Origin of the sequence: Streptomyces sp. NPDC048185 (assembly GCF_043202495.1) — a bacterium.
In the GTDB taxonomy this organism is placed as follows: domain Bacteria; phylum Actinomycetota; class Actinomycetes; order Streptomycetales; family Streptomycetaceae; genus Streptomyces.
This window is the reverse complement of the sequence record NZ_JBIDAN010000005.1, coordinates 317770-342059: the sequence shown is the minus strand read 5'-3', so window position 1 is coordinate 342059 and position 24290 is coordinate 317770. Positions and strand designations below refer to the sequence as shown.

Here is a 24290-nt window from a genome sequence, read left to right as displayed (position 1 = left end):
CATGTCCCCTGATCCGCACGAACCCCCCATCGCCCGGCTGCGCGCCCTGCGCTCCGTCGAACTGCTCACCCCCGACTTCACCACCGCCACCGACTTCTACGAGGAGGCGTGGGGGCTGGAGGTCGTCGAGGCCGGGCACAGCAACAGCTGGCTGCGCGGCACCGGACCGGAACACCACGCCCTCCAGCTCACCCGGTCCGAGCGGACCGGCCTCGGCAGGCTCGCGTTCGCCGTGGCCACCCCCGCGGAGATCGACGAGGCCGCGCGACGCCTGGAGCGCCGCGGCATCCGTCCGGTGGCGGGGCCCGGTCCGCTCGACCAGGCCGGCGGCGGATACGGCCTGCGCTTCCACGACCACGAGGGCCGGCTGATCGAACTGTCCGCCGACACCTGGGCCGTACCGCCGCGCGGACAGGACGGCGCCGTGCCCGTCGGCGTGACCCACGTCGTGCTCAACACCACCGACATCGACGCCTCCGTCGCCTTCTACCGCGAGGTCCTCGGCATGCGCGTCTCCGACTGGTCCGAGCACCAGATGGCGTTCCTGCGCTGCAACAGCGACCACCACTGCGTGGCCTTCAACCAGGCGCCCTGGGTCTCCCTCAACCACGTCGCCTACGAGATGCCTTCCGTCGACCACTTCATGCGGGGCATCGGGCGGCTGCGCCACCACGGCGTCGTGCCCCAGTGGGGTCCCGGGCGGCACGGCCCGGGCAACAACACCTTCTCCTACTTCACCGACCCCGCCGGCCTGGTCTGCGAGTACACCTCCGAGGTCGCGCAGGTCGTCGAGGACCGCTGGATCTGCAAGGTGTGGCGGCGCGTCCCGGAGCTCTCCGACCTGTGGGGCACCGCCGGTCCGCCCTCCGAGCTGATCCGCACCCACATGGCCGGGACCCCGGACGGCAGCCCCGTCCTGCCCCCGGTCGACGCCGAACCCTCCGTCCCCGAAGGAGCCTCCGCATGAGCGGCAGCGTGTTGAAGGTCGGCCTGGTGGGCTGGGGCGCGATCGGCCGGGTCGTCGGCACCGCCCTCGCCGCGGGCGAGGTGCCCGGAGCGGTACTGCACTGCGTCGTCGACAACCGGCCCCTGGGCGAGGCCGCCCCCGTCGACCAGGTCCCCTTCGAGACGGCGATCGCCCGCTGCGACCTGATCGTCGAGGCCGCGGGCCAGGGCGTCGTCCGCGAGTGGGGCGAGCGCGTGCTCACCGCGGGCACGGACCTGCTGGTCGCCTCCACCGGGGCCCTCACCGACGAGGACCTCGCCAAGCGGCTCCTCGGCGCGGTGCCCGGCCGGGTCTACTTCACCGGCGGCGCCGTCGGCGGGCTCGACCTGCTCCAGGCCGTGCGGGCGCTCGGCCCCCTGGACGAGGTCACGCTGACGACCACGAAACTCCCGGGCACCCTCGAACAGCCCTGGATGGACGAGGAGTTGCTGGCCAGGCTGCGCACCGCCACCGGGCCGGTCGAGGTGATGAGGGGCACCGCGCGCGAGGTGCCGGTGAAGTTCCCCCGGTCGACGAACGTGGCGGCCTCCGTGGCCCTGGCCGTCGGCGACCTGGACGCCGTCCGGGTCCGCGTCGTCGCCGACCCGGCGGCCGTCCGCACCCGGCACGTCGTCGAGGCGTCCGGCCCGCACGGCGCCTACCGCTTCGAGGCGTCCCACACCCCCGACGCCGACACCCCCGCGACCAGCGCGGTCGTCCCCTACGCGGTCCTGCGCTCCCTCGGCGCGATCGCCGGACGCCCGGGGCAGATCCTGTGACCGCCCCGGCCGAGGTCCACGTCGAGGAGGCCGGCACCGACGGGCCCCTCCTCCTGTGCCTGCACGGCATCGGCTCGTCGTCCGCCTCCTTCGCGCCGCAACTGGCCGCGCTGGCCGACGAGTTCCGCGTCGTCGCCTGGGACGCCCCCGGCTACGGCCGCTCGCCCGACCCGGACGGACCGCTGGACCTGGACGGCTTCGCCGACGCCGCCGCCGAGGTCGTCCGGGGACGGGGCGGCCCGGCCCACGTCCTGGGCGTGTCCTGGGGCGGGGTCGTCGCCCTCCGGCTCGCCGTGCGCCACCCGGACCTCGTCGCCTCCCTGATCGTCGCGGACTCCAGCGCCGGCTCCGGCACGGACCCCGAGAAGGCGGCCGCGATGCGGGCCCGCGTGCCCGAGCTGGAGCGGCTGGGCGCCCGCGCATTCGCCGAGCGGCGCGGCCCCCGGCTGGTCTCCCCCGGCGCGCCCGACGCCCTCGTCCGCCGCGTCGTCGACACCATGGCGGCCGCCGTACGGCTGCCCGGCTACGCCCACGCCGCCGAGTCGATGGCCACCGCCGACCTGCGTGCCGACCTGGCGCGCGTCACCGCCCCGGCCCTCGTGCTCTGCGGTGACCAGGACCGGGTCACCGGACCGGACGCCGCCCAGGCGCTGGCCGGGGGCCTGCACAAGACGGCGTACGTGATCGTCAAGGACGCCGGTCACCTCGCCCACCAGGAACAGCCCGAGCGCTTCAACGCCTGGGTCCTGTCCCACCTGCACATCACCACCAACCGGCGCACCACCCACCTCATGGAGGACTGACCATGCCCCTCGAGACCACCGAGTACGACAACGGCGGCGACCTCGCCAAGTACACCGACTCCCTGATCGCGAGCAAGGCCTCGCGCGAGCCCGACTGGGGCACCCTCTCCTTCCAGGAGAAGGCCGGCCCGCAGTACCGGCGGGCGCAGATCCGCTACGTCGGCTCCGGCGCCACCGGCAACCACGACGACGACCAGCGGATCATCCCCTCCGGCGGCTTCACCTTCTCCAACATGCTGCTCCCGCCGGGCGCCGAGGGCCCCGCCCACACCCACCACGACGTGGAGGAGGCGTTCTTCGTCCTGGAGGGGCAGGTCCGCGTGGGCATCCACCGGGGCCCGGACGAGGCCGAGTACCGCACGCTCGGCTACCGCGACATGATCGTGGTGCCGGCCGGCGTGACCCGGTCGCTGAAGAACGAGGGCGACACCGACGCGCTGTTCTGCGTGATCATCGGCACGCGGAAGCCGCAGGTGCCGACCTACCCGGAGTACTCGCCGCTGTACGGCGTCATCCGTGACTGACGCGGCGCGGACGGTCGTCGTGACCGGGGCGGGCCGTGGCCTGGGGGAGGCCATGGCCCGCCGGGCCGGCGCCGACGGGTATCGCGTGGTCGTCGCCGAGCTGAACGAGGAGTGGGGCGAGCGCACGGCGGCGGCCATCCGCGCCGAGGGCGGCGACGCCTGTCACGTCCCGTGCGACGTGGCGGACCCCGCTTCGGTCGGCCGGCTCGCCGAGGCCGTGGCGCCGCACGGCCCGGTGTGGGGCCTGGTCAACAACGCGGCCCTGGCCAACGGAGTGGGCGGCAAGGAGTTCCAGGACATCGACGTCGAGGTCTGGGACCGGCTGATGACCGTCAACGTCCGCGGCCCCTGGCTGGTCGCCAAGGCCCTGCATCCGCTGCTCGCCCGGCCCGGACGCATCGTCAACATCGCCTCCGACGCGGCCCTGTACGGCTCCCCGCGCCTGGCGCACTACATCGCCTCCAAGGGCGCGGTCGTCGCCCTGACCCGGGGCATGGCCCGGGAGCTCGGGGAGCAGGGCGTCACCGTCAACGCGGTGGCCCCGGGGCTCACCGAGTGCGAGGCCACCGAGTCCGTTCCCGCCGGACGCCACGAGCTCTACGCCACCCACCGCGCGATCTCCCGCCCGCAGCAGCCCGACGACCTCGTCGGTCTCGTCTCCTTCCTGCTGAGCGAGGAATCCCGCTACCTCACCGGCCAGGTGATCGCCGTCAACGGCGGCTTCACCATGCACTGACACACAGGAGCGATTCATGGATCTCGGTCTCGCCGACCGGACCGTCCTGGTCACCGGCGGCAGCTCGGGCGTCGGCCTGGCCACGGTCCGCGCACTGCTCGCCGAAGGGGCCAACGTGGCCACCTGCGGCCGGGACGCCGGCCGCCTCGCCGACGCCGCGGCCCGCCTGGACGGCGGCGACCGGCTGCTGACCGCCGCGTGCGACGTACGCGACGCGGACGCCGTGCACGGCTTCGTCGACCGGGCGGCCGAGCGCTTCGGCCGCATCGACGGGCTGGTCAACAACGCGGGCCAGTCCCGCATGAAGCGGCTCGACGACACCACGGCCCAGGACTGGCACGACGAACTGGAGCTGAAGTTCGCGGGCGTGCTCCATCCGCTCCAGGCGGCCCGCGGTCACCTGCGGGAGTCGGACGCGGCGAGTGTCGTCAACGTCAACGCGGTCCTCGCCAAACAGCCGGAGCCCCGCCTGATCACCACCAGCGCGGCACGCGCGGGCATCCTCAACCTCTCCACGTCGCTCGCCGCCGAACTCGCCGCCGAGGGCATCCGGGTCAACTCGGTCTGCCTGGGCCTGATCGACACGGGGCAGTGGACCCGGCGGCACGCCGCCGCGGACTCCGGCCTGGACTACGCGGAGTGGCAGGCGCGGCTCGCCGCCGACCGGGGCGTGGCGCTCGGCCGGCTGGGCCGGGCCGAGGAGGTCGCCTACGCCGTCGTGACACTCCTGTCGCCGCGCGCTTCGTACATCACCGGAACGGCCATCGACGTCTGCGGCGGTGTCGGCCGCGGCATCCTCTGAGAGGCACGCATGACCTACCGCAACGGAGGCGACCTGCTGGTCGCCGTCCTCAAGGAACTCGGCATCGACACGGTCTTCGGCATCGTGTCCGTGCACAACCTGCCGCTCGTCGAGGCCGTCGACCGGGAGCTGCGCTTCGTGCCCGTGCGGCACGAGGCGACCGCCGTGAACGCCGCCGACGGCTACGGCCGGGCCCTCGGCGGCCTCGGCTGCGCGCTCACCTCGACCGGGACGGGTGCCGGCAACGCGGCCGGCTCCCTGGTGGAGGCGCTCGCCTCGGGCACGTCCGTGCTGCACGTCACCGGACAGATCGAGAGCCGCTACCTGGGCGGCGGGCGCGGCTTCATCCACGAGACGAGGGACCAGCTCGGCATGCTGGCCGCCGTGTCCGCGTACGCGGCGACGGTGCCGGACGCCGGGAGCGCGGGGCGCCTGCTGCGCGAGGCCGCCGCCGCGGCGCTGGCCGTGCCCGGCGGACCGGCCAGCGTGGAGTGGCCGGTCGACCTCCAGTACGCGGCGCAGCAGGACACGCCGGGGGTGACGGACACCGCCGAGGCCCCTGTTCCCGACCCCGCCGAACTGGCCGGTGCGCAGGCGCTGCTGGCCTCCGCCCGGCGGCCGCTCGTCTGGGCGGGCGGCGGCGCGAACCGGGCCCGGCGGGAACTGCTCGCCCTGCTCGAGACGGCCGGCGCCGGCCTGATCACCTCCAACTCCGGCCGCGGCTCGGTCCCCGAGGACCACCCGCAGGTCATCGGCAACTTCGCCACCACGCCCGCCGTGCGGTCCCTGCTCGCCGACGCGGACGCGCTGGTCACGGTCGGCACCCACTTCCGGTCCAACGAGACGGCCGACTACGGCCTGGAGCTCCCCGCGGCGCACATCCAGATCGACGTCGACGGCGCCGCGCTCGGCCGGGTCTATCCCGTCCGGCACGCCCTGCGCGGCGACGCCGCCCGCGTCCTGCCGGCCCTGACCGGGGCCGCCGCGCCCGCCGACCCGGGCTGGACCGCCCGCGTCGGCGCCGTGCGCGACGAGGTCCGGGCGGTGCTGCGCGACGGCATCGGGCCGCAGGCGGCGGTCTGCGACGCGCTGGCCGCCGCCCTGCCGCGGGGCGCGGTCGTCGCCCGCGACGTGACGATCCCGTCGTCCACCTGGGGCAACCGGCTGCTGCCGATGCACGACCCGCGCGCCAACGTCTTCCCGCGGGGCGGCGGCATCGGCCAGGGGCTCGGCATGGGCATCGGCGCCGCGCTCGCCCGCCCCGACGGGCCGACGGTGGTCATCGCCGGGGACGGCGGGCTCGCCGTCCACCTCGGCGAGCTGCTCACCGTCGCCCAGGAGCGGCCGCGGCTCCTCCTGCTCGTCTTCAACGACGGGGGCTACGGGGTCCTGCGCAACACGCAGGACCGCTACAGCGACCGCCGCTCCGGCGTCGACCTGCACACCCCCGACTTCGCGGAGCTCTCCGCCGCCTGCGGGCTGCCGTACGCGCGGATCGCCGCGGAAGCCGACGCGGACTCGGTGATCCGGGACGCCCTCGCCGCCGACGGGCCGGTCCTCGTCGAGGTGGACCTCGCGGCGCTCGGCCCGATGAAGACGCCCTTCACCCCACCCGTCACGATCCCCACCGCGTAGGGAGGCCCACCGATGAGCGACACCGAAGAGCGGCGGCTCGAACTCCTCGTGCGCCGCATGACCTGGGAGGCGGACGGCGTGCTGTCCGTCGAGCTGGCCGACCCGGCCGGCAAGCCCCTGCCCGCCTGGTCCCCCGGCGCCCATGTGGATCTGCGCGTCGGCGGCTTCGTCCGCCAGTACTCGCTGTGCGGCGACCCGGCCGACTCGGACTCCTACCGCATCGCGGTCCTGGACGAGCCCGCCTCGCGCGGCGGTTCGCGCCACGTCCACACGAAACTGCGCCCCGGCCAGACCGTGGAGGCGGCCGGCCCGCGCAACCACTTCGCGCTGGAGCCCGCCGGTTCGTACGTGTTCATCGCCGGCGGGATCGGCATCACCCCGATCCTCGCCATGGCCCGCCGGGCGGATCGCGACGGGACCCCGTACCGCCTGGTGCACGGCGGGCGGACCCGCGCCTCCATGGCCTTCGGCAACGAACTCGCCCGGCTCACCGGGGGCGAGGTCACGCTCGTCCCGCAGGACGAACTGGGCCACATCGACCTGGCCACGGCTCTCGCCGCTCTGCCGGCCGACGCGCTCGTGTACGCCTGCGGTCCGGAGCCGCTGCTCGCCGCCGTGCAGGAGGCGTGCCCGGAAGGCCGGCTGCGGCTGGAGCGGTTCGCCGCTCCGGCGGTGGAGCGGTCCGGCGACGACACCGCCTTCGAGGTGGAGTGCCGCCGGTCCGGCCTCACGGTCCCGGTCGGCGCGGACACCTCCGTCCTGGAGGCGGTCGAGGCGGCGGGTGTGTCCGTCCCCTCGTCCTGCCGCGACGGCATCTGCGGCACCTGCGAGACCCGCGTTCTGGCCGGTGTCCCCGACCACCGCGACTTCCTGCTCTCCGAGGCCGAGCACAGCGCGGGCGAGACGATGATGATCTGCGTCTCGCGCTGCGCCTCCGACCGGCTCGTCCTCGACCTGTAAGCCCTGTCCCGCCGTCCCTCCGGAGGCCCGCATGACCGCCGACGCCTGGCCGTACCTCGACCCCCACCAGTCCCGCACCCACGAACCCAGCCCGTACGAGGTGAAGCTCGCGCGCACCCTCGAGGAGATCTTCACCCGGGACGGCCACGAGCTCGCCGACGTCGTCGCCGGTCTCAACGCCCGCCAGGTGCGCACCCCCGACGGCGCGCCCTGGACCGAGGAGACCTTCCGCACCGAGATGCACCGCCTGGGAGCCTGAGATGAGCCTCACCACCGACGTCACCGCCGACCACGTCTACGCCCACGGGCTGCGCAACCAGTGGCACCCGGTCGTCCCCTCGCACTTCGTCGCGCCCGGCGGCATGCGCCGGGTCACCGCGCTGGGCGAGAACTGGCTGCTGTTCCGCACCGCCGACGGCACGCTCTCCCTGCTCGCGGACCGCTGCCCCCACCGCGGCGCCCCGCTCTCCCTCGGCAAACACCTCGGCGACCGGGTGGCCTGCTGGTACCACGGCGTCGAGGTGCTGGGCGACGGCACCGTCTCGTCCGTGCCCGGGCTGCCCGGCTGCAATCTGGAGGGCAAGAAGCTGGTCACCTCGCTGCCCGTGCGCGAGGTGGCCGGCGCGATCCTGGCCTACTTCGGCGACGAGCGGCACCCCGAGCCCGCGCCCCTCACCCTCCCCGAGCCGCTCACGGACCCGGACGTCGCGGCGATCCTGTGCTACGCCGAGTGGAACGTGCCGTGGCGCTTCGCCGTGGAGAACCTGATGGATCCGATGCACGGCGCGTTCCTGCACCACGAGTCGCACACCATGTACGACGGTGACACCCAGGCCAAGTTCCGCATCCGCGAGACCGACCGGGGGTACTTCTTCGAGAAGACCGACCAGCGCGGCGTCAACTTCGACTGGGTCGAGCTGTGCCGGACCGGGGTCGACTGGGTCGACCTGTCCATCCCGTACCCGCCGTCCGCGGGCCCCGGCGGTCCGTTCGGCATCGTGGGCATGGCCTGCCCGGTGGACGCCGGTCGCACCGGAGTCTTCTTCTGGCGCTACCGCAGGGTGTCCGGCTGGCAGCGTGACACCTGGCGGTTCCTGTACCGGACGCTCATCGAGAAGCGGCACTGGGAAGTGCTGGAGCAGGACCGGGTGATGCTGGAGGCGATGCCGGCCGACGCCGACGGGTCCGAGAACCTGTACCAGCACGACCTGGGCGTCGTCCGCCTGCGCCGTCTGTACCGGCAGCAGGCCGAGGCGCAGGCCGCCGGCTGACCGGACCGGCCGGCCCGTCGCGGCGGGGGAGGCGGGACTTCAGCTCCCGCTGTCTCTCGCCTCGTCCGTCTCCCCCGAGGCGACGATGGAACGCTCCAGCTTGGAGAGCAGACGCGCCAGCTGGCGCCGCTCGGCCGGGGACAGCTCCATCAGCATCCGCCGCTCGTTGTCCAGGTGCTCGGCGAACACCTCGTCGACCTTGGCGAGGCCGGCGTCGGTGAGCCGCGAGTAGACGACCCGGCGGTCGCCGGCGTCGCGCTCACGGACGATGAGGCCGTCCTTCTCCAGTCTGTCGATCCGCAGGGTGACACCCGCCGACGAGATCAGACCCGAGTCGGCGAGCTGTCCGGCGGTCAGCCGGTAGGGCGCGCCGGCCCGGCGCAGCGCGGTCAGCACGTCGAAACCGGCCACGGCCAGTCCGTGCCGCTCTATCCCGGCGGCCAGTTCGGTGTTGTAGCGCAGGAAGGTGCGGTGCAGCCTGGCCAGCACCTCGAGGGGAGCCGTGTCCAGTTCGGGCCGCTCCCGGGCCCAGTCCTCGATGATCGCCGCCACGGCATCCCGTCGGGCCCTCTTCACCGCCATGCCGCGCCTCCCCATGTCACCAGCCGTCGCGGACCTTGCTCCAGAAATCTTAGCCCTGAAATATCTGGTCCACGGCACCGGATCGCACGCCGGTCGGCGCGAGTGCGCTCAGCGCACGCCGCCGGCGCCTTCGGGCTCGTCCTGGCGGGAGACCCGGTCGGCGGTGCGCCGGGCCGTGCCGGGCCGGCGTCGGCCGACGAGCCAGTAGAGGCCGGCCGGCACGACGAGGCCGACGATCCAGGAGATGTCGGCGCCGCCCAGGGCCGCGACCAGGGGGCCCGTGTAGAAGCTCGTGGACAGGAAGGGCAGTTGGGCGGCGAGGCCGATGGCGTAGACGGACAGCGCGGGCAGGCTCCAGCCGCCGTAGCGGCCGTCGGGGTCGCTGAGCGCGGACAGGTCGTACTGCTCGCGGGAGATGAGGTAGTAGTCGACGAGGTTGATCGCCGACCACGGCGTGAAGAAGGCGAGCAGGAAGAGGAGGAAGTCGGCGAAGGAGTCCAGGAAGGAATTGCGTCCGGCCAGCGCCAGCAGGGTTCCGGCGGCCATGATGGCGGCCGTGTAGAGCACCCGGCCGCGCTGCGAGACGGCGCGCTGTCCCCGGAAGCCGCTGACGCTGGTCACGATGGACATGAAGCCGCCGTAGGTGTTGAGCACGTTGATGGTCAGCTTGCCCAGCGCGATCACGAAGTACAGGAACGACGCGATGAGCCCGGTGCCGCCGAGCCCGACGACGTAGCCCACCTGGTCGTCCACGAAGGCCGTGCCGGCGGAGGCCGCCGCGAGGACGCCGAAGCTCATCGACCACTGGGCGCCCAGCACCGTGCCGGACAGGGTCCACCAGAAGGTCGTGCGGGCGGGTGTGGTGCGGGGCAGGTACCTCGAGTAGTCGGCGACGTAGGGGCCGAAGGCCAGTTGCCACGAGGCGGACAGCGACATCGCCAGCAGGAACATGGGCACGGCGAAGCTGTGCTGGTGGACGACCTCTCCCAGGTCGATCCGCTGGAGCAGTCGGACGCCCAGGTACACGAAGGCGAGTGCGCACACGACGCTGGCGACCCGCCCCAGGGCGTGGACCATGCGGTACCCCACGGTGGCCATGAAGGCGGTGACCAGCGCGAAGACGACGATGCCGGGCACGGTGCCGAGGTGGGTGAGCTTCCCGACCGCCTGGCCGGCGAGCACCGAGCCGCTGGCGAAGAAGCCGATGTACATCACGACGACCAGCAGCAGGGGCACCACGGCGCCCCGGACGCCGAACTGCGCCCGGGAGGAGATCATCTGCGGCAGTCCCAGCCGTGGGCCCTGAGCGGAGTGCAGGGCCATGACGCCCCCGCCCAGGAGGTTGCCCAGCAGCAGGCCGACCAGTGACCAGACCACGTCTCCGCCGAACACCACGGCAAGGCCGCCGGTGACCACGGTCGTGATCTGGAGGTTGGCTCCCAACCACAGGGTGAACTGTGAGAACGCCGTCCCGTGCCGCTCCTCGTCCGGGACGACGTCGATGGAATGCCGTTCGACCAGGGCGGCCATGGTTACTCCGTTCTGCTGGGCGACGGCCGAGGGCCGGCGGAGCTTTCCGGCAGCGGGAACCGGGCGCACCCGACCGCGCTGCATACAGTTATGCAGCATGGTCGGCGACTGAAGGGATTGCAACACCCCGAGGTCAACTACATGCAAAGGGCATCCTGGGGGGATACCGCCTGGCGCCCGGCGCTCGGACCTGCGCCTGCTACCGGGGCCTCCGCACGAAGAACTCGTTGCCGTCGGGGTCGAGCATCAGCATCCGGCCGCTGTCGTCCCCGCCGGTGTCGGTGCGCGTCGCGCCGAGCGAGACCAGGCGGCCGGCCTCCGCTTCCGGGTCGGCGCCGGCGGGGAGGGCGAGCTCGAAGCACAGCCTGTTCGTGCCCGTCTTCGGCGCCACGGGCGGACCACCCCATGTGATCTTCGTACCGCCGCTCGGCGACTGGATCGCGGTCTCCTGGTCCTGGTCCCAGACCAGCGGCCACCGCAGCGCCTCGCTCCAGAAGTAGCCGACCTCCTGAGTACCGTCGCAGGCCAGGGCGCCGATGAAGCCGGTGTCGGCGAGGAACGCGTTGCCCGCCTCGATGACACAGAACTCGTTCCCGTCCGGGTCGGCGAGCACCACGTGCCCCTCTTCGGGACGTTGACCCACGTCGATGTGGCTGCCGCCGAGCGCCAGTGCCCTGGCCACCGTCTGCCGCTGCTCCTCCGGGGAGCTGCTCGTCAGGTCGAAGTGCGCCCGGTTCTGACCGGCCTTCGGCACCTGACCCGGCAGGAAACGGATGCGGAACCCGGCGGGATCGGGCGGGAGTATCGCCACGCCGTCGTCCAGGCCGTTGTCCAGGCCGTCGGCCGCCTCCCAGCCCAGGACCCCTGACCAGAAGCGTGCCAGGTCCGACGGGCGCGTCGCACGGAAACAGATCGCGGACAGTTGACTGGTCATACCTCGTGCATCTCCGATCCACCGACAGCCGGCGCCGGGACATGCCCCGGCCCCGCGCGCGCAGCCTAGGGTGGCCCGTTCGGCACCCGCATCAGAGTTTCCGTCGCGGGCGGCGCGGACGGGCTCGGGCGCGTCACACCGCCAGGTCCCGGTCCAGCTCGCTGCGCCATTCCTCGCTGAGCCTGCGGTGCAGGACGGACGCCGCGGCGATCGGCAGCGGCAGCAGGAGGAACCGTCGCAGCGCGTCCGCCGCGTCGACGCGAAGCTGCCAAGCCTCGAAGTCCTCGCGCGTGGCGGGCAGTTCGGGCGCGTTCCGCTCACGTCGCCAGGACGGCTCCAGTGCGGGCCGCGCCGCGGCGGCCTCGGCCGCGAGCGTGCGCATGCGCAGGTCCAGCATGCTGTCCTCCACGAACTCGGGGCTCTCGCCGCGGTCCACGGCCTCCAGGGTCCGCGTCACTTCGGTGAAGGCGTCGAGCCCGGTCTCCGCGGCCAGTCTGCGCAACTGCGCGGCGATCGCCGCACGCAACCGGGGCTCTGGAGTGCGCTCGACCAGCGTCGCCAGGTCCAAGTGCCGTATATCCGAGGCGGGACGGCACGTCCACTCGGGGAAGTCCTCCAGGACGGGCAGCACGAGGCCGCTCGTCAGCGGCTCGTCGAGTGCGCGCGTCAGGGCGAAGTCGATACCGAAGGCGTTCGGCAGGCCGGCGAGGAAGTCGGCGTAGGCGGCGGTCGACCCGGGCCACGGGTCGACGCCGACGGCCTGCACCTCGCTGCCGTCCGGGAGCTGGAACCGGTCCTCGCGCGGGGAGAACACGAGGCGGTCGTGGGCGCCCTGGGCATACGGAAGACCGTTGTCGTAGACGGTGAGGCGCACTTCCGGACCGTGCTTGGTCACCGCCACCACCCGGGTGTCGCGGGCCAGTCTGCGCAGCACCTCCGGGCGGGTCAGCTGGTCGGCACCCGCGCTCTGCATCAGGAAACCCCAGTCCCCGCAGCGTCCCGCGCGCACCAGCGGCCGGGACGCCGCCCAGAGATCCGCCGCCGACCGCTCGGCCTGCGCGTGGGTGCGGTCCCGGACGGATTCCCTCTCCACCACACCGGCGCGCAGCAGGAGTTGCTCCGCACTCACGCCCTCGGCGAAGACGAGGTCCGGCTGAGCGGGGCGGGGCGCGGGGGGATGAGCGGGACCGAGGGTGAGGTGAGGCCCGTCCTGCGGTCTCTCCGGCTGCGGGCGCACGGTTTCCGGTTCAGGCTCGGGCGTGCGCGCGGCGAGTTCGAGCAGCGAGGTGGGACCGGCCTTGACCGTGCGCGTGGCCTCCTCCCAGATCAGCCTTCCGTCGACAGCCAGCGGAACCCTGCCCTCGACGGGCGATCGCGTCTCCAGTGCGTCGGCGAACGCCGACACCGCCGCGCGCAGCGAGGTCCAGTCGCTGAAGGAGGGCGCGTCCTCGTTGAAGTAGTCGCCCACGCGCCCGTAGTCCTCGCCCTCTCGGCAGGTGAGGAACAAGCCGTCTTGGGCGTCCCAGGCGACACCGTGGGTGATCAGCAGCCACTCGTGCCGCCAGTAGGCGTCGTCCTCGGCGTCGTACAGGTCCTCGACGTCCTCACCGATGGAGCGCAGGAACAACGTGTTCCGCACGATGTCCGCGACACCGGCGAAAGGGCCGTTGAGGGCGAACACCGGTGCGCCCTCGGCCAGTTCGACGCCGTCGTGACAGCGGAGCGACGCCACGAGCTCCGGGTGGAACGTCACCCCGAGCCTCCGCTCGGCATCCGCTATCTCCTCGGCGGAGGCGGGTGGCCGCAACAGCGCCCGGCTGGACGGGGCGTGCTTCGAGAGCCAGGCGTCGATGCGCGCCCAGGCGTCTTCCACGGTCGGCAGCGGTTCGGTGGAGGGAGTGGTCGGCTTCATTCGATCACCTTAGGAGCGACCACTGACACTGCCCTCGGCCGGCGGCCTCCCACCGCACCGCATGGATCGCCGGGCCGTGGAGGAGTCGTACGTCTCCCATCCTCGAACGCACCGGGTGCAGCGTGCGGCTCATCGACGCCGGCCGGACCGTCCAACACGCCCGGCGGGCACCACGTGACCCGGCCGCGGGAGAACGCGCCCTCCAGGACGTGGAGGACCTCTCCCTCGGACACCTGGTCTCCGATCCGGGTGCGCCCCTGCCGACCGGTACGTCCTCGGCACCCGGTCGCGTCGTCCGCCGCCGGTCAGGCCGCCTGAACGAGTTCGGCGCGGCCGAAGAGGATCGCGTAGCCGGACGGGAGCTGGGCGAGGATGCGGTCGAGCAGGTCCGGGCCGGCGAGGCGGGCGACGACGCTCAGGACGGAGCCGACATCCCAGCGAGTGGTCGCCAAGGTGCCCCCGGTCCGGGAGGCGAGGTCCCTGACGAAGGCCCAGCCGGTCATCGTCTCCGTTTCGGGGATCTGCGCGGCGAAGAACCGGGCCGCTTCGCGGGGCAGGCAGGACGCCAGCTCGACGCGTTCCTCACCGGTGATGCGACGTCCCAGAGCGGCCAGCACGGCCGAGACGACTTCCTCGGCTCTCTGCCGGGTGGCGTACGCACCGTTGTAGCGGACCTGCTCGACCATCGACGCGAACGACGTGGCCGGTGCGGTGGTGGTCGGCCCCGGGGCCGTCTGGAGCTGCATGGGGGAAAGCTTGCCTTCCTTGCTCGTGGGGTCGTCTGACGGTGTCGGCCGGTGACTGGCGAATCCCGATGCGTCAGTCACCGCCGACGCGTCCGGGCGGGACGTGCGGCAGCACGCGGCGGTCAGGTCCTCGCGGCGGACAGGGATTCGGCGGCCCGGGCCGGTGGAGGAGGATCAGTTGGGGGTCGCCGGGAGCCCGGCCTCCTCCACCGCCCTGGGTGTGGCTCCGCCTCAGCCGGAGATTTCCTTGCGCTCCGTGCCGCTGCCGACGGAGACCTTGCGCGGCTTGGCCCGCTCGGCGATCGGGATGCGCACAGTGAGCACACCCGCGTCGTAGTCCGCCCTGATGTGCTCGGTGTCGAGGGTGTCCGCCAGCATCACCTGACGCGAGAAGACGCCCAGGGGACGTTCCGAGAGCTCCATCTGGACATCGTCGCCCCGGGTGACGGGACGGCGTTCGGCCCGGACGGTCAGCATGTTCCGTTCGACGTCGATGTCGATCGCGTCCGGGTCGACGCCGGGCAGATCGAGAGCGATGACGTAGGCATCACCCTCACGGTAGGCGTCCATGGGCATCGCCGTCGGACGCGACCAGGTGCCGGACGTACTGCCGAGCAACTGCTGGGCGAGCCGGTCGAGTTCACGGAAGGGGTCAGTGCGCATCAGCATCGGTGAACACCTCCAGTCGTGCAGAGCCGCTCATGCGCTGGTTCCTGCATCTCTTGTAGCATGTCATCGGAACGATGACAACCTGCACCGTCATCCGATGGGTGACATGAACCGAGCAGAGGTGACCATGACCGTGGACCCGCAGCAGACCGCGTTCCGGCCCGCCTCCTTCCTCGCCGCCGAGGCAGCCCTGGCGGCGATCGAGGAGGCCGTTCACAGCGCCCAGGCGCCCCCGGCCGGGGAGCAGCCCGTCAGCGAGGTCGGCTCCGGCCAGGCGCTGGCCGCACTGCTCCTCCTGCGTGAGCTGCGCACCCAGCTCGCGGGGTGGGAGACGGGGTTGATCGAGACCGCACGTGAGGCGGGGGCCAGCTGGGCCGACCTCGCCCAGCCGCTCGGCGTCGCAAGTCGGCAGGCCGCCGAACGCCGCTATCTGCGCCTGCGTCCCGGAGCCCCCGGTTCCACCGGGGAGGAGCGCGTGCAGGCCACTCGCGACCGCCGCGCCGCCGACCGCGCCGTCTCCGCCTGGGCCCGCGGCAACGCCGCCGACCTGCGTCAGCTCGCCGGCCAGATCGCCGCCCTCACCGACCTCCCGGCCGAGGCCCGCACTCCCCTCGTGCTGGCCCTGGGGCACGACGACGCCGCAGGCCTCATCGGCCCCCTGGCAGGCGCCCGCGACCATCTGGCGGCCGGCCACTCGGAGCTGGTCGCCCGCATCGACACCCTCACGCGTCGCGCGGACCGGCTCCGCGAGGCGGAGAACCGTGACCGCCGGTCCCCTGCCGAGTAGCGGCCGGCAACGCACGCTCCAGCGGGTAGTCGTCGACGGTCACGGAGTTGTGGAAGCGCGCGCTCTTGGTGGTGAGGCGCAGGAGAGCGCGGCTGGGCCCCGCGGGCAGGGCGGAGATCAGCCGGGCGCCCTGGGCCAGTCCCCGGACGCCGAGACGGGACGAGGGGATCAGGGTCTTCGCCGCGCTCAGCGCGACCGCGCGGCTGCCGCGTACGTGCTCCGCCATGGCGCGCTCGTAGGCGGGGAAGGCACGTCGGTGGTCGCCTCCCGCCCGCGCCAGTTCTCCGGCGAGGACGTACGCGCCGACGACGGCCAGGCTGGTGCTGCCGCCGACGGCCGGACCCGGACAGTAGCCCGCGTCGCCCACGAGGGTCACCCTCCCCCGCGACCAGGTGTCCATGCGGAGCTGGATGATCGAGTCGAAGTAGAACGCCGGGGTGCGGTCGAGCTCGTCGAGCCAGCGGTCCACGTCGGCGTGCAGGCCGGCGAACGCACCGCGCAGCACCTCCTTCTGCCGGGGCACGTCACGGTGGTGGCAGTCGAGTCCGTGCTCGCTCCGGAACAGGAACAACGCCCGGGCGTCGTCGAGGTGCGGAGCGCCGTACATGCCGGCGGTGCGGCCGACGCCGACGTGCAGGCGGAGCTCGCCGTCGAGGCCCGAGACGTTCGGCAGCGTCAGCACCGCCAGACGGGCCCCGGTGGAGGTGCTGAAGCGGGACTCCTCGCCGAAGACGAGGCGGCGGACGGTGGAGTGCAGCCCGTCCGCGCCGATGACGAGGTCGAAGCGGCGCGGTGCTCCGTTCTCGAACCTCACCTCGCCGTGCGGTGAGATCTCGGTGATCGAGTCGCCGAAGACGTACTCGACGTCGTCGCGTGCGGCGTCGTAGTAGATCTCGCTCAGGTCGTCGCGCATGATCTCGAGGTGCCGGTCGGAGGCGGCGTGGAAGATCTTGGAGAGGTCGGCCCGGACGGGGCGCCGTGAACCCTCCGCGCAGACGGTCATCCGGTTCGTGCGGGTGGCCAGTTCCTCGACGCGCGGGAGCACGCCCATCTTCTCCGAGATGTTCATCGCGGGCCGGAACAGGTCGACCGCGTGGCCGCCCGTTCTGCGCAGGGCCGGAGCGCGCTCGACGACGGTGACGGAGAAGCCGTGCCGGGTGAGCCAGTAGGCCACGACCGGACCGGCGATGCTGGCGCCGGAGACGAGAATCCGCATGGTGTCCCTCCCCCTTCGTCAGTCCGCCCGTACGGCGTGGGCCGCGGCGAAGGCGAGCAGCGGTGCGGCTGTCCGCGGCGGGTCCTCGAGCAGGGGCGAATGCCCGAGCCCGGGCAGCAACTCGATCTTCGCGCCCGGCACGGCGCGGTAGTCGAAGGCGGACGAGGACCGCCACCGGCGATCGTCCTCGCCGAAGAGGACCAGCAGCGGTTTGCCGAGGACCGCCAGCCGGTCCGGCAGCGCCCGCTGCTCCAGGTAGGAACGGGTGGCACCCATCGAGGCGGTGAGCGCGTGACGGGTCATGGCGCGCACGTCTTCCAGGAGCTCTTCCGGGATCCGGTAGCCGGCCCGGCTGAAGGCGGTGCTCGCGAACCCGCGGATCTGCTCGTCGGTCGGCGGCCACTGCGAGGAACCCGTCGCGGCGGACTCCGGTGCGATCAGGGCGTCCAGGCTCGGCCCGGTGTTGACGAGGGCGAGCCCGGTCACCAGGTCGGGCCGCTGTTCCGCGAGGGCCGTGGCGACGGCGCCGCCGCTGGAATGACCGACGACCACGGCGTGCTCGACGCCCAGCCGGTCCAGTACCGTGCCGGCTCGGCGTGCCTGGTCGGGGAGCGCGTAGCTGCTGTCGGCCGGTCCGGCCGACCGGCCGTGCCCGAGCAGGTCGATCCGGACGACCCGGTGGGACCCGGTCAGCAGCGGAACCATCGGGTTCCACGAGCGGGCCGAGGAAGCCGACCCGTGGACGAGGAGGAGTGCGGGTGCGTCGTGGGCGCCGTCCTGGCACACGTGGAGGTCGCCGTCGTCCAGCGACAGGGTCGAACTCCCAAAGGCCCCGGTGCGGGCGCTCACGTACGGATCACCGTCGGTAGAAGTCATGCGCCCACTGTCCCCGCCGGTGCGCCCCGGAGGATTGGACGAATGTTCCCCGTCTCCGGCTCGCCTAGCATGAGGGGATGCAGACGTTCGAGCACGGTGCGGCTGTGTGGGGGGTCGAGCGCCCGCGGCTGCCCAGCCGGGTCGGCGGTGTCACCATGGCCGGGTTCCGTGTCCGTGACCTGGACACCATCCGGATCGTCCCCCACCCCGCCGTGACGCTGCTCCTGGACTTCGGCGCCGGTTCCCCCCTCCTCGACTGTGCCCCTGGGCGGCAGGAGCGCGGAAGCCTCGTCGCCGGGCCCGGGCTGGGGTCCGGCGGTGCGGTCCGGGCGCGGGGGAAGGACGTCGAGTGCGTGCAGGTGCGCCTGTCCCCGGTGGTCGCACGCGCGGTTCTGGGCGTCTCCCCCGCCGAGCTCGACGGCGCCGTCGTGCCGCTGGGCGACCTGTGGGGCCGGGAGGCGGCACGGATCCGCGAGCGACTCGGTGAGGCATCCTCGTGGCAGGACCGCTTCGCGCTGACGGACGCGCTGCTCGCGCGCCGGCACGAGACCGGGCCGCGGGTGGACCCGGAGGTGGCCCGGGCCTGGCACCGGATCGTCGCCGGCCCCGACCCGGCCCGGGTCGACGCACTCGCGGCCGAGGTCGGGTGGAGCCGCAAGCGGCTGTGGTCCCGGTTCCGGTCGCAGCTCGGCCTGCCGCCCAAGCACGCCGTGAAACTCGTGCGCTTCGACCGGGCCGCGCACCGTCTGGCCGGCGGTGACGGCGCGGCCCGGGTCGCGGCCGACACCGGTTACGCCGACCAGTCCCACCTGCATCGGGACGTCATGGCCTTCACCGGGGCCACTCCCGCCACCGTGGCCCGCGAGCGCTTCCTCGCCGTGGACGACCTGGCCTGGCCCGGCCACGGGGCGGCCGCCGCGCCCCCGTGAGCGTCGCGGACGCGCACGAAGGTCTAGAAGTGACGCGAGTGGGAACCCCGAGTGGCACAGCTCGTCGCCTTTCGGCTCCGGCCGGGACCCTTCCCGACGGCGGCGACCGGGTGTCCGTCGTCACGAGGAGGCGTCGTGACCGTTCGCATCGGCGTGGAAGAGGAGTTCCATCTCGTGCAGGTGGAGACGGGCCTACTGGCGGCACGGGCCGACGCGGTGCTGGAAGGCCTCCCCGAAGGGACGTTCACGACCGAGTTGCAGCAGGCCGCCGTGGAGACCAACAGCCTGGTGCACACGTCCCTGGACGGTCTGTACGACGACTTGACCGGCACCAGACGGACCCTGGACGCGGCGGCCTCGGCTCACGGGCTGGCCGTGGTGGCCGCGGGCACGGTCCCCCTGGGCCGCCCCGGGGACACGCCTCCGACGGCAGGCGTCCGCTACCGCCGCATGGCCGACGAGTACCGGATGGTCGCCGACGAGCAGCTGATCTGCGGAGCACAGGTCCACGTCGACGTCCCCGACCGCGACACCGCCGTACGGATCATGTGCGAGGTGTCACCGTGGCTGCCCGTGCTGCTCGCCCTCTCGGCGAGTTCGCCCTACTGGGCGGGGGCCGACACCGGGTACGCGAGCTGGCGCACGATGCTGTGGCAGCGGTGGCCCACCGCCGGACCGGTCGGCTGCTTCGGCGACGCCGCCGCGTACGACGCCGCCGTGCGCAGCCTCGTCGGCTCGGGCGTCATCAGCGACCCGGGGATGATCTACTACGACATCCGGCCCTCGGACCATCAGCAGACCCTCGAACTGCGCGTCTGCGACTCATGCCCGCGCGCGGAGACGGTCGTCCTGGTCGCGGGACTCTTCCGGGCCCTGGTGACCGAGGCCCGTCAGCGGCTGGAGGGCCCGGCCGCTCCCCCCTGCCGGGGCCGGCACGAGTGGCTGCGCGCCGCCACCTGGCGGGCGGCCCGGTCCGGCCTCGAAGGGAGCCTGGTCGATCCGGACACGGGCCACGAGGCGTCCGCGGCCCACGTCGTCCACGGTCTGCTGGACAAGGTGCGCCCGGTGCTCGCGGAGAACGGCGACTGGGGAACCGTCCGGGTGCTCGCGGAGCAGGCTCTCGCGGACGGCAGCGCGGCCCGCCGCATGCGCCGCGTCGCCGAGAGGGACGTCCTCCTGGCCTGCACCGACCTGCTGATCGCGGAGACCCGGGGCGGCCGCCGAGGCGGCCGCCGCCCCGCTCGGAGCCCGGCCGGGCGCACACCGCCCGGCCAGGTGGGCGCCGCTGCGTCCCGCACCCGGGCCGCCAGGACACCCGGCCGTTGAGACGGACGCACCGCACGAACGCATTTCCGCCACCACCCTCCCCGGAAGGAGACACAGACACATGTCGACCAGCCTGGCCCAGGTTCCGACGGTCGGGACCGAGCAGCGGCCACGGACGCGGACCGTCGACGAGCACCGGGGAGGTGGTGCGTGATGTGCGGCCTCAGCGGGGAGATCCGCTTCGACGGCAGGCGGCCCGATCTCGCGGCCGTGCGGCGCATGAGCGACCGCCTGGCCGCCCGGGGACCCGACGGGCACGGACTCTGGTCGCGGGGCGCGGTGGCGCTGGCCCATCAGCGGCTGAAGATCATCGACCTGTCCGACCAGGGGGCACAGCCGATGACGGACACCGCGCAGGAGGTGACCGGCGTCTTCAACGGCTGCATCTACAACTACCAGGACCTGCGCGAGGAGCTGCTGGGCCTCGGTCACCGGTTCCGGTCGACCTCCGACACGGAGGTCGTCCTCGCGGCGTACCGGCAGTGGGGCACCGCCTGCGTCGAGCACTTCCACGGCATGTTCGCCTTCGCGGTCGTCGAACACCGCACCGGCCGGCTGGTCCTCGGCCGGGACCGGCTCGGCATCAAGCCGCTGTACGTGGCGCGGACACCGGGGCGGCTGCGGTTCGCCTCGTCGCTCCCGGCCCTGCTCGCGGGCGGGGACGTCGACACCTCCCTGGACCCGGCGGCCGTCCACCAGTACCTGAGCTGGCACGCGACCGTGGCGGCGCCCCGCACCGTGCTGGCCGGTGTGCGCAAGCTCCCTCCGGCCACCGTGCGCGTGGTCGAACCGGACGGCACTCAGCGGGACCACCGCTACTGGCAGCCGTCGTACACCCGCCGTCCCGAGTACCGGGACATGAGTCCGAGCGAATGGCGTGACGCGGTGCTCGACGCGCTGCGCACCGCCGTGCGCCGCAGGATGGTCGCCGACGTGCCCGTGGGCGTGCTGCTGTCGGGCGGGCTGGACTCCAGCCTGATCGTGGCCCTGCTCTCCGACGAGGGCCAGCGGCACCTGGCGACGTTCAGCGTGGGCTTCGAGTCGGAGGGCGGCGACGAGGGGAACGAGTTCCGGTACTCCGACCTGGTCGCCGGCGAGTTCGCCACCGACCACCATCGGCTGATGGTCCCCTCGGCACGGGTGTCGACGGCCCTCGACGGGGCGGTCGCCGCGATGAGCGAGCCGATGATTAGCCATGACGTGGTCGCGTTCCACCTGCTGTCCGAGCAGGTGGCGAAGGACGTGAAGGTGGTCCAGAGCGGGCAGGGGGCCGACGAGGTGTTCGCGGGCTACCACTGGTACCCGGACCTGGCCGACGTCGCGCGCGAGGAGGAACCCGACCGGTACGCCGAGACGTACTTCGACCGGCCGCACGCCGATCTCGCCAGGATGCTGCAGCCGGACATGCTTACGGCGGACGACGTCTCGGGACGTTTCGTCCGGGAACACATGGCGGTGCCGGGTGCGGAGACCGCGCTGGACGCGGCTCTGCGGCTGGACACCCACGTCATGCTCGTGGACGACCCGGTGAAACGGGTGGACAACATGACCATGGACTGGGGCCTGGAGGCCCGGGTGCCCTTCCTGGACCACGAGCTGGTGGAGCTGGCCGCGGCCTGCCCGCCGGAGCTCAAGCTGGCCGACGGCGGCAAGGGGATCCTGAAGGAGGCGGGGCGCAAACTGCTGCCGCAGGACGTGGTGGACCGCCCGAAGGGCTACTTCCCGGTCCCGGCGATCACGCACATGGCCGGGCCCGTCCTGGACCGGGTCCGTGAAGCCCTCGCCGCCCCGGAGGCGAAGCGGCGCGGGCTGTTCCGCGAGTCGTACCTCGCCGAGCTCCTGGCGGCTCCCGACGCACACCGCACGAAACGCGGGGCGAACGCCCTGTGGCAAGTGGCCCTGTTGGAAATATGGCTCCAGACGCACGGGATATGACCGGCGGGAGCGCCGCGTACGGCGGCGACGGGTTCGGCGCGGCGTCCCCCGGGTGGACCGCTGCCCCGCCGGGTGCCGCATCCGGGGCGGTACGTGACGGCACCCGCCGGCCGCCGCCCGGCACCGGCCCGGCCGGGCGTGACGCGGGCGACCGCGGTACCCCCCACGCCGCCCCCGCCCGGGTGCAGCTGCCGGACGCCTCCGGGCCGCGTGACGCCACGACACGGCTCACCGCGCACGGCTGCTGGTACCCCTCGGCGGACCCGGAAGGCACGCGAGTGGCGTTCATCTGCGACCGCGGGGGCGTGCCCCAGCTGTGGACCGGGCCCGTCGACGGCGACGACGTCCGGCTGCTCGACTCCGGACCTGACCCCGTCCGGGAGGTGTCCTGGTCGCCCGACGGCCGCTGGATCGCCTACACCACGGCCCCCGGTGGCGGCGAGCACCTGCGGGTGCTGTGCGTCCGCCCCGACGGGACCGGCCGCCGCATCCTGGCGGGCGCCGAACCCGGCACCACGGCCTACCTGGGGTGCTGGGCGCACGACGGTTCGGCCGTCGCCGTCACGGTGGCCGTACCGGCCGTCGCGCCCGTCGCCCCGGACTCGGCCGAGCCCCCGGACGAAGCCGGCGGGCACGTCGGCCGCCTGCCGGCCTTCGGCTGGTCCGGCCAGGAGGGTGAGGCCGTGCTCCTCGGCACGACAGCGGTCACCGGCGCCGAGTCCGCGACGACGTCTCCCGCCGTCAGCACCCCGGGAACGGTGACCGCGCGGACGCCCGTGGCGTCCGGCTTCGGTGACGGGCTGTCGGCCTACCTGATCGACCCGGACGGAGCGGCCGCGCCGGTGCTCCTCGCCACCGAGACGGACGCGGCGACACTGCGCGTGTGCGATCTGAGCCTCGACGGCCGGCTCGCCCTGGTGCGCCGCGGCCCGCGCGGACGGCGTGAGGCGGTGGTCGTCCGTACCACCGACCTCGCCACCACCTACGTCGTCCCGGTGGCCGACGGCGATCCGTGGATCGGCAGGTTCTCGCCCCAGGCGGACACCGTCTGGCTGCGCAGCGACGCCGACCGGGAGTTCGCGGCGCTGGTCGCGGCCGGCCTCGACGACCGGGGCCGCCCGCGGGGACGGACCGTCGCGGCCGAACGGGAGGGCAGTGACCTGGAACTGCTGCAGTTCGCCCAGGACGGCCGCACCGCCGTGCTGACCTGGAACGTGCTCGGCGCGAGCGAGGTGGAGATCGTCGACACGTTCCCGCCCGGTACGGCCGGAGGCGTCGTCGGGCCACCGCATCCCGTGCCCCTCCCGCACGAGGTCGTCACCCGGATCGTGCCGATGGGCCCGGGGAGGCTGACGCTGGCCCTGTCGGGCTCACAGCGCCGCCCCGGCGTCTGGCGGCTGGCCGAGGGCGTGTCCCTGCTGCGCACCCCGTGGTCGTCGCGGGACGAGGACGCCGTGCCCCCCGGCCGCCCGCCCGTGCGTCCGGTTCCGCTCAGCCTTTCCGCGCGCGACGGGCTGGGCCTGAGCGGCTGGTACTACCGTGCGCCGGGCCGCGGCCCGGCGCAGCCGGCACCGTGCGTGATCCACCTGCACGGTGGCCCGGAGGAGCAGGAACGCCCCGTCTTCAACCCGCTCTACCACGAGATCCTGGGCAGGGGGATCGACATCTTCGCGCCCGACGTCCGCGGTTCCTCCGGCCACGGGAGGTCGTTCGTCGACGCCGATCTCGGCGCGGGCCGGTTCGCCGCGCTCGACGACATCGCGGACTGCGCCGCCCACGCCGTGCTGGCCGGACCGGCCGATCCCTCGCGGCTGGCCGTCATGGGCCGTTCCTACGGCGGCTACCTCACCTTCGCGTCGCTCGTCCGGCACCCCGACCTGTTCCGTACCGGGGTGGCGGTCTGCGGCATGTCGGACTTCGCGACGTTCTTCGAGGGCACCGAACCCTGGATCGCCCAGTCCGCGGCACACAAGTACGGCCACCCCGAACGGGACCGCGAACTGCTGCGCTCGCTCTCGCCGATGAGCCGGATCGACGCGCTGCGCGTTCCCCTGCTCGCCGTGCACGGGGAACACGACACCAACGTCCCGCCGCGCGAGTCGGAACAGTTCGTCAGGGCGGCACGCGAGCGCGGCCACGTCGCGGAACTGCTCACCCTGCGCGACGAGGGCCACGACTTCCTGCGCGCGGACAACAGGCGCCTGTTCCGCCGCACCGCCGCGGACTGGCTGCAACGCCATCTGAGCGGCTGACTCCGCGGCGCGCCTGGCTGCGCCGCCCGGTGTCCATCGGCAACGACGTGGACCTCGCGGCGGCCGGAGCCGTGCGCTCGACGTGGCGGAGGAGCGGTGAG

23 protein-coding genes are annotated in these 24290 nt (G+C 73.3%); 15 read left to right on the top strand and 8 right to left on the bottom strand.

The features are described from left to right. Window position 1 precedes the first annotated feature (1 nt). The 10 genes from ACGF3H_RS17650 to ACGF3H_RS17605 are packed head-to-tail and all read left to right on the top strand — an operon-like array spanning window position 2 to window position 8495. Window positions 2–967: a VOC family protein gene (locus tag ACGF3H_RS17650; protein WP_362493533.1), complete on the top strand. Its 966-nt coding sequence runs from the start codon at window positions 2–4 to the stop codon at window positions 965–967. Then, on the top strand, window positions 964–1764 hold the full coding sequence (locus ACGF3H_RS17645) for an aspartate dehydrogenase domain-containing protein (RefSeq protein ID WP_362493536.1): 801 nt from the start codon (window positions 964–966) through the stop codon (window positions 1762–1764). Before ACGF3H_RS17650 ends, ACGF3H_RS17645 begins: the two co-directional genes overlap by 4 nt. Continuing rightward, window positions 1761–2567: an alpha/beta fold hydrolase gene (locus tag ACGF3H_RS17640; protein WP_362493537.1), complete on the top strand. Its 807-nt coding sequence runs from the start codon at window positions 1761–1763 to the stop codon at window positions 2565–2567. Before ACGF3H_RS17645 ends, ACGF3H_RS17640 begins: the two co-directional genes overlap by 4 nt. 2 nt (window positions 2568–2569) lie before the next feature. Further along, complete coding sequence (locus ACGF3H_RS17635) at window positions 2570–3091, top strand: cupin domain-containing protein (RefSeq protein ID WP_362493540.1); 522 nt, start codon at window positions 2570–2572, stop codon at window positions 3089–3091. After that, window positions 3084–3827 (top strand): SDR family oxidoreductase, encoded by a 744-nt coding sequence (locus ACGF3H_RS17630; RefSeq protein ID WP_362493542.1) that lies wholly within the window; start codon window positions 3084–3086, stop codon window positions 3825–3827. Before ACGF3H_RS17635 ends, ACGF3H_RS17630 begins: the two co-directional genes overlap by 8 nt. Window positions 3828–3843: 16 nt before the next feature. Continuing rightward, window positions 3844–4629, top strand: a complete 786-nt coding sequence (locus ACGF3H_RS17625; protein WP_362493544.1) for an SDR family oxidoreductase — start codon at window positions 3844–3846, stop codon at window positions 4627–4629. Between the two features lie 9 nt (window positions 4630–4638). Beyond that, window positions 4639–6264: a thiamine pyrophosphate-binding protein gene (locus ACGF3H_RS17620; protein WP_362493546.1), complete on the top strand. Its 1626-nt coding sequence runs from the start codon at window positions 4639–4641 to the stop codon at window positions 6262–6264. Between the two features lie 12 nt (window positions 6265–6276). Continuing rightward, window positions 6277–7224 (top strand): PDR/VanB family oxidoreductase, encoded by a 948-nt coding sequence (locus tag ACGF3H_RS17615; protein ID WP_362493549.1) that lies wholly within the window; start codon window positions 6277–6279, stop codon window positions 7222–7224. Between the two features lie 31 nt (window positions 7225–7255). Then, window positions 7256–7483, top strand: coding sequence for a recombinase-like helix-turn-helix domain-containing protein (locus tag ACGF3H_RS17610; protein ID WP_362493552.1), 228 nt, complete (start codon window positions 7256–7258; stop codon window positions 7481–7483). A 1-nt stretch (window position 7484) separates the two neighbouring features. Further along, a complete protein-coding gene (locus ACGF3H_RS17605) occupies window positions 7485–8495 on the top strand; it encodes an aromatic ring-hydroxylating dioxygenase subunit alpha (protein ID WP_362493554.1) in 1011 nt (336 codons plus the stop codon). A gap of 39 nt (window positions 8496–8534) precedes the next feature. On the opposite strand, the gene ACGF3H_RS17600 is transcribed toward ACGF3H_RS17605, so the two are convergent. The 6 genes from ACGF3H_RS17600 to ACGF3H_RS17575 all read right to left on the bottom strand — a co-directional run bounded on the left by ACGF3H_RS17600 (window position 8535) and on the right by ACGF3H_RS17575 (window position 14868). Further along, window positions 8535–9077: a MarR family transcriptional regulator gene (locus ACGF3H_RS17600; protein WP_362493555.1), complete on the bottom strand. Its 543-nt coding sequence runs from the start codon at window positions 9075–9077 to the stop codon at window positions 8535–8537. A 108-nt stretch (window positions 9078–9185) separates the two neighbouring features. Next, on the bottom strand, window positions 9186–10607 hold the full coding sequence (locus ACGF3H_RS17595) for a cytosine permease (RefSeq protein WP_362493558.1): 1422 nt from the start codon (window positions 10605–10607) through the stop codon (window positions 9186–9188). 199 nt (window positions 10608–10806) lie between these two features. Next, a complete protein-coding gene (locus ACGF3H_RS17590) occupies window positions 10807–11541 on the bottom strand; it encodes a VOC family protein (protein ID WP_362493560.1) in 735 nt (244 codons plus the stop codon). Window positions 11542–11674: 133 nt separating this feature from the next. Continuing rightward, the gene (locus tag ACGF3H_RS17585; protein ID WP_362493562.1) at window positions 11675–13453 is read right to left on the bottom strand and encodes an SMI1/KNR4 family protein; all 1779 of its coding nucleotides are present in this window, start codon (window positions 13451–13453) and stop codon (window positions 11675–11677) included. Between the two features lie 305 nt (window positions 13454–13758). Continuing rightward, entirely contained in the window at window positions 13759–14199 is a 441-nt protein-coding gene (locus ACGF3H_RS17580; protein ID WP_362493565.1) for a DUF2267 domain-containing protein, read from the bottom strand. A 231-nt stretch (window positions 14200–14430) separates the two neighbouring features. After that, a complete protein-coding gene (locus ACGF3H_RS17575) occupies window positions 14431–14868 on the bottom strand; it encodes an Hsp20/alpha crystallin family protein (protein WP_362493567.1) in 438 nt (145 codons plus the stop codon). A gap of 106 nt (window positions 14869–14974) precedes the next feature. Between ACGF3H_RS17575 and ACGF3H_RS17570 the strand changes: the two genes are divergently transcribed. Then, on the top strand, window positions 14975–15655 hold the full coding sequence (locus tag ACGF3H_RS17570) for a type III effector protein (protein ID WP_362493571.1): 681 nt from the start codon (window positions 14975–14977) through the stop codon (window positions 15653–15655). Here the strand turns inward: ACGF3H_RS17570 and ACGF3H_RS17565 are convergent. Both ACGF3H_RS17565 and ACGF3H_RS17560 read right to left on the bottom strand, forming a co-directional pair. Further along, entirely contained in the window at window positions 15591–16871 is a 1281-nt protein-coding gene (locus tag ACGF3H_RS17565) for an FAD-dependent monooxygenase (protein ID WP_362493573.1), read from the bottom strand. The two genes, ACGF3H_RS17570 and ACGF3H_RS17565, sit on opposite strands and share 65 nt — an antisense overlap. An 18-nt stretch (window positions 16872–16889) precedes the next feature. Further along, window positions 16890–17747, bottom strand: coding sequence for an alpha/beta hydrolase (locus tag ACGF3H_RS17560; RefSeq protein WP_362493576.1), 858 nt, complete (start codon window positions 17745–17747; stop codon window positions 16890–16892). Between the two features lie 77 nt (window positions 17748–17824). Between ACGF3H_RS17560 and ACGF3H_RS17555 the strand changes: the two genes are divergently transcribed. The 4 genes from ACGF3H_RS17555 to ACGF3H_RS17540 all read left to right on the top strand — a co-directional run bounded on the left by ACGF3H_RS17555 (window position 17825) and on the right by ACGF3H_RS17540 (window position 24189). Further along, entirely contained in the window at window positions 17825–18676 is an 852-nt protein-coding gene (locus ACGF3H_RS17555; protein ID WP_362493578.1) for a helix-turn-helix domain-containing protein, read from the top strand. A gap of 135 nt (window positions 18677–18811) precedes the next feature. Further along, complete coding sequence (locus tag ACGF3H_RS17550; protein ID WP_362493581.1) at window positions 18812–20002, top strand: glutamate--cysteine ligase; 1191 nt, start codon at window positions 18812–18814, stop codon at window positions 20000–20002. Between the two features lie 153 nt (window positions 20003–20155). After that, entirely contained in the window at window positions 20156–21937 is a 1782-nt protein-coding gene (locus ACGF3H_RS17545) for an N-acetylglutaminylglutamine amidotransferase (protein WP_362493584.1), read from the top strand. Next, window positions 21934–24189 (top strand): prolyl oligopeptidase family serine peptidase, encoded by a 2256-nt coding sequence (locus tag ACGF3H_RS17540; RefSeq protein ID WP_362493587.1) that lies wholly within the window; start codon window positions 21934–21936, stop codon window positions 24187–24189. Before ACGF3H_RS17545 ends, ACGF3H_RS17540 begins: the two co-directional genes overlap by 4 nt. Window positions 24190–24290 lie beyond the last annotated feature (101 nt).

Excerpts from the sequence above, each read along its gene's own strand:
- ACGF3H_RS17590 (WP_362493560.1), bottom strand. The coding sequence starts at position 11,541 with ATGACCAGTCAACTGTCCGCGATCTGTTTCCGTGCGACGCGCCCGTCG.
- ACGF3H_RS17645 (WP_362493536.1), top strand. The coding sequence starts at position 964 with ATGAGCGGCAGCGTGTTGAAGGTCGGCCTGGTGGGCTGGGGCGCGATC.
- ACGF3H_RS17605 (WP_362493554.1), top strand. The coding sequence starts at position 7,485 with ATGAGCCTCACCACCGACGTCACCGCCGACCACGTCTACGCCCACGGG.
- ACGF3H_RS17625 (WP_362493544.1), top strand. The coding sequence starts at position 3,844 with ATGGATCTCGGTCTCGCCGACCGGACCGTCCTGGTCACCGGCGGCAGC.
- ACGF3H_RS17610 (WP_362493552.1), top strand. The coding sequence starts at position 7,256 with ATGACCGCCGACGCCTGGCCGTACCTCGACCCCCACCAGTCCCGCACC.
- ACGF3H_RS17600 (WP_362493555.1), bottom strand. The coding sequence starts at position 9,077 with ATGGCGGTGAAGAGGGCCCGACGGGATGCCGTGGCGGCGATCATCGAG.
- ACGF3H_RS17595 (WP_362493558.1), bottom strand. The coding sequence starts at position 10,607 with ATGGCCGCCCTGGTCGAACGGCATTCCATCGACGTCGTCCCGGACGAG.
- ACGF3H_RS17575 (WP_362493567.1), bottom strand. The coding sequence starts at position 14,868 with ATGCTGATGCGCACTGACCCCTTCCGTGAACTCGACCGGCTCGCCCAG.
- ACGF3H_RS17540 (WP_362493587.1), top strand. The coding sequence starts at position 21,934 with ATGACCGGCGGGAGCGCCGCGTACGGCGGCGACGGGTTCGGCGCGGCG.
- ACGF3H_RS17580 (WP_362493565.1), bottom strand. The coding sequence starts at position 14,199 with ATGCAGCTCCAGACGGCCCCGGGGCCGACCACCACCGCACCGGCCACG.
- ACGF3H_RS17565 (WP_362493573.1), bottom strand. The coding sequence starts at position 16,871 with ATGCGGATTCTCGTCTCCGGCGCCAGCATCGCCGGTCCGGTCGTGGCC.
- ACGF3H_RS17560 (WP_362493576.1), bottom strand. The coding sequence starts at position 17,747 with ATGACTTCTACCGACGGTGATCCGTACGTGAGCGCCCGCACCGGGGCC.
- ACGF3H_RS17650 (WP_362493533.1), top strand. The coding sequence starts at position 2 with ATGTCCCCTGATCCGCACGAACCCCCCATCGCCCGGCTGCGCGCCCTG.
- ACGF3H_RS17615 (WP_362493549.1), top strand. The coding sequence starts at position 6,277 with ATGAGCGACACCGAAGAGCGGCGGCTCGAACTCCTCGTGCGCCGCATG.
- ACGF3H_RS17635 (WP_362493540.1), top strand. The coding sequence starts at position 2,570 with ATGCCCCTCGAGACCACCGAGTACGACAACGGCGGCGACCTCGCCAAG.
- ACGF3H_RS17545 (WP_362493584.1), top strand. The coding sequence starts at position 20,156 with ATGTGCGGCCTCAGCGGGGAGATCCGCTTCGACGGCAGGCGGCCCGAT.
- ACGF3H_RS17555 (WP_362493578.1), top strand. The coding sequence starts at position 17,825 with ATGCAGACGTTCGAGCACGGTGCGGCTGTGTGGGGGGTCGAGCGCCCG.
- ACGF3H_RS17585 (WP_362493562.1), bottom strand. The coding sequence starts at position 13,453 with ATGAAGCCGACCACTCCCTCCACCGAACCGCTGCCGACCGTGGAAGAC.
- ACGF3H_RS17570 (WP_362493571.1), top strand. The coding sequence starts at position 14,975 with ATGAACCGAGCAGAGGTGACCATGACCGTGGACCCGCAGCAGACCGCG.
- ACGF3H_RS17620 (WP_362493546.1), top strand. The coding sequence starts at position 4,639 with ATGACCTACCGCAACGGAGGCGACCTGCTGGTCGCCGTCCTCAAGGAA.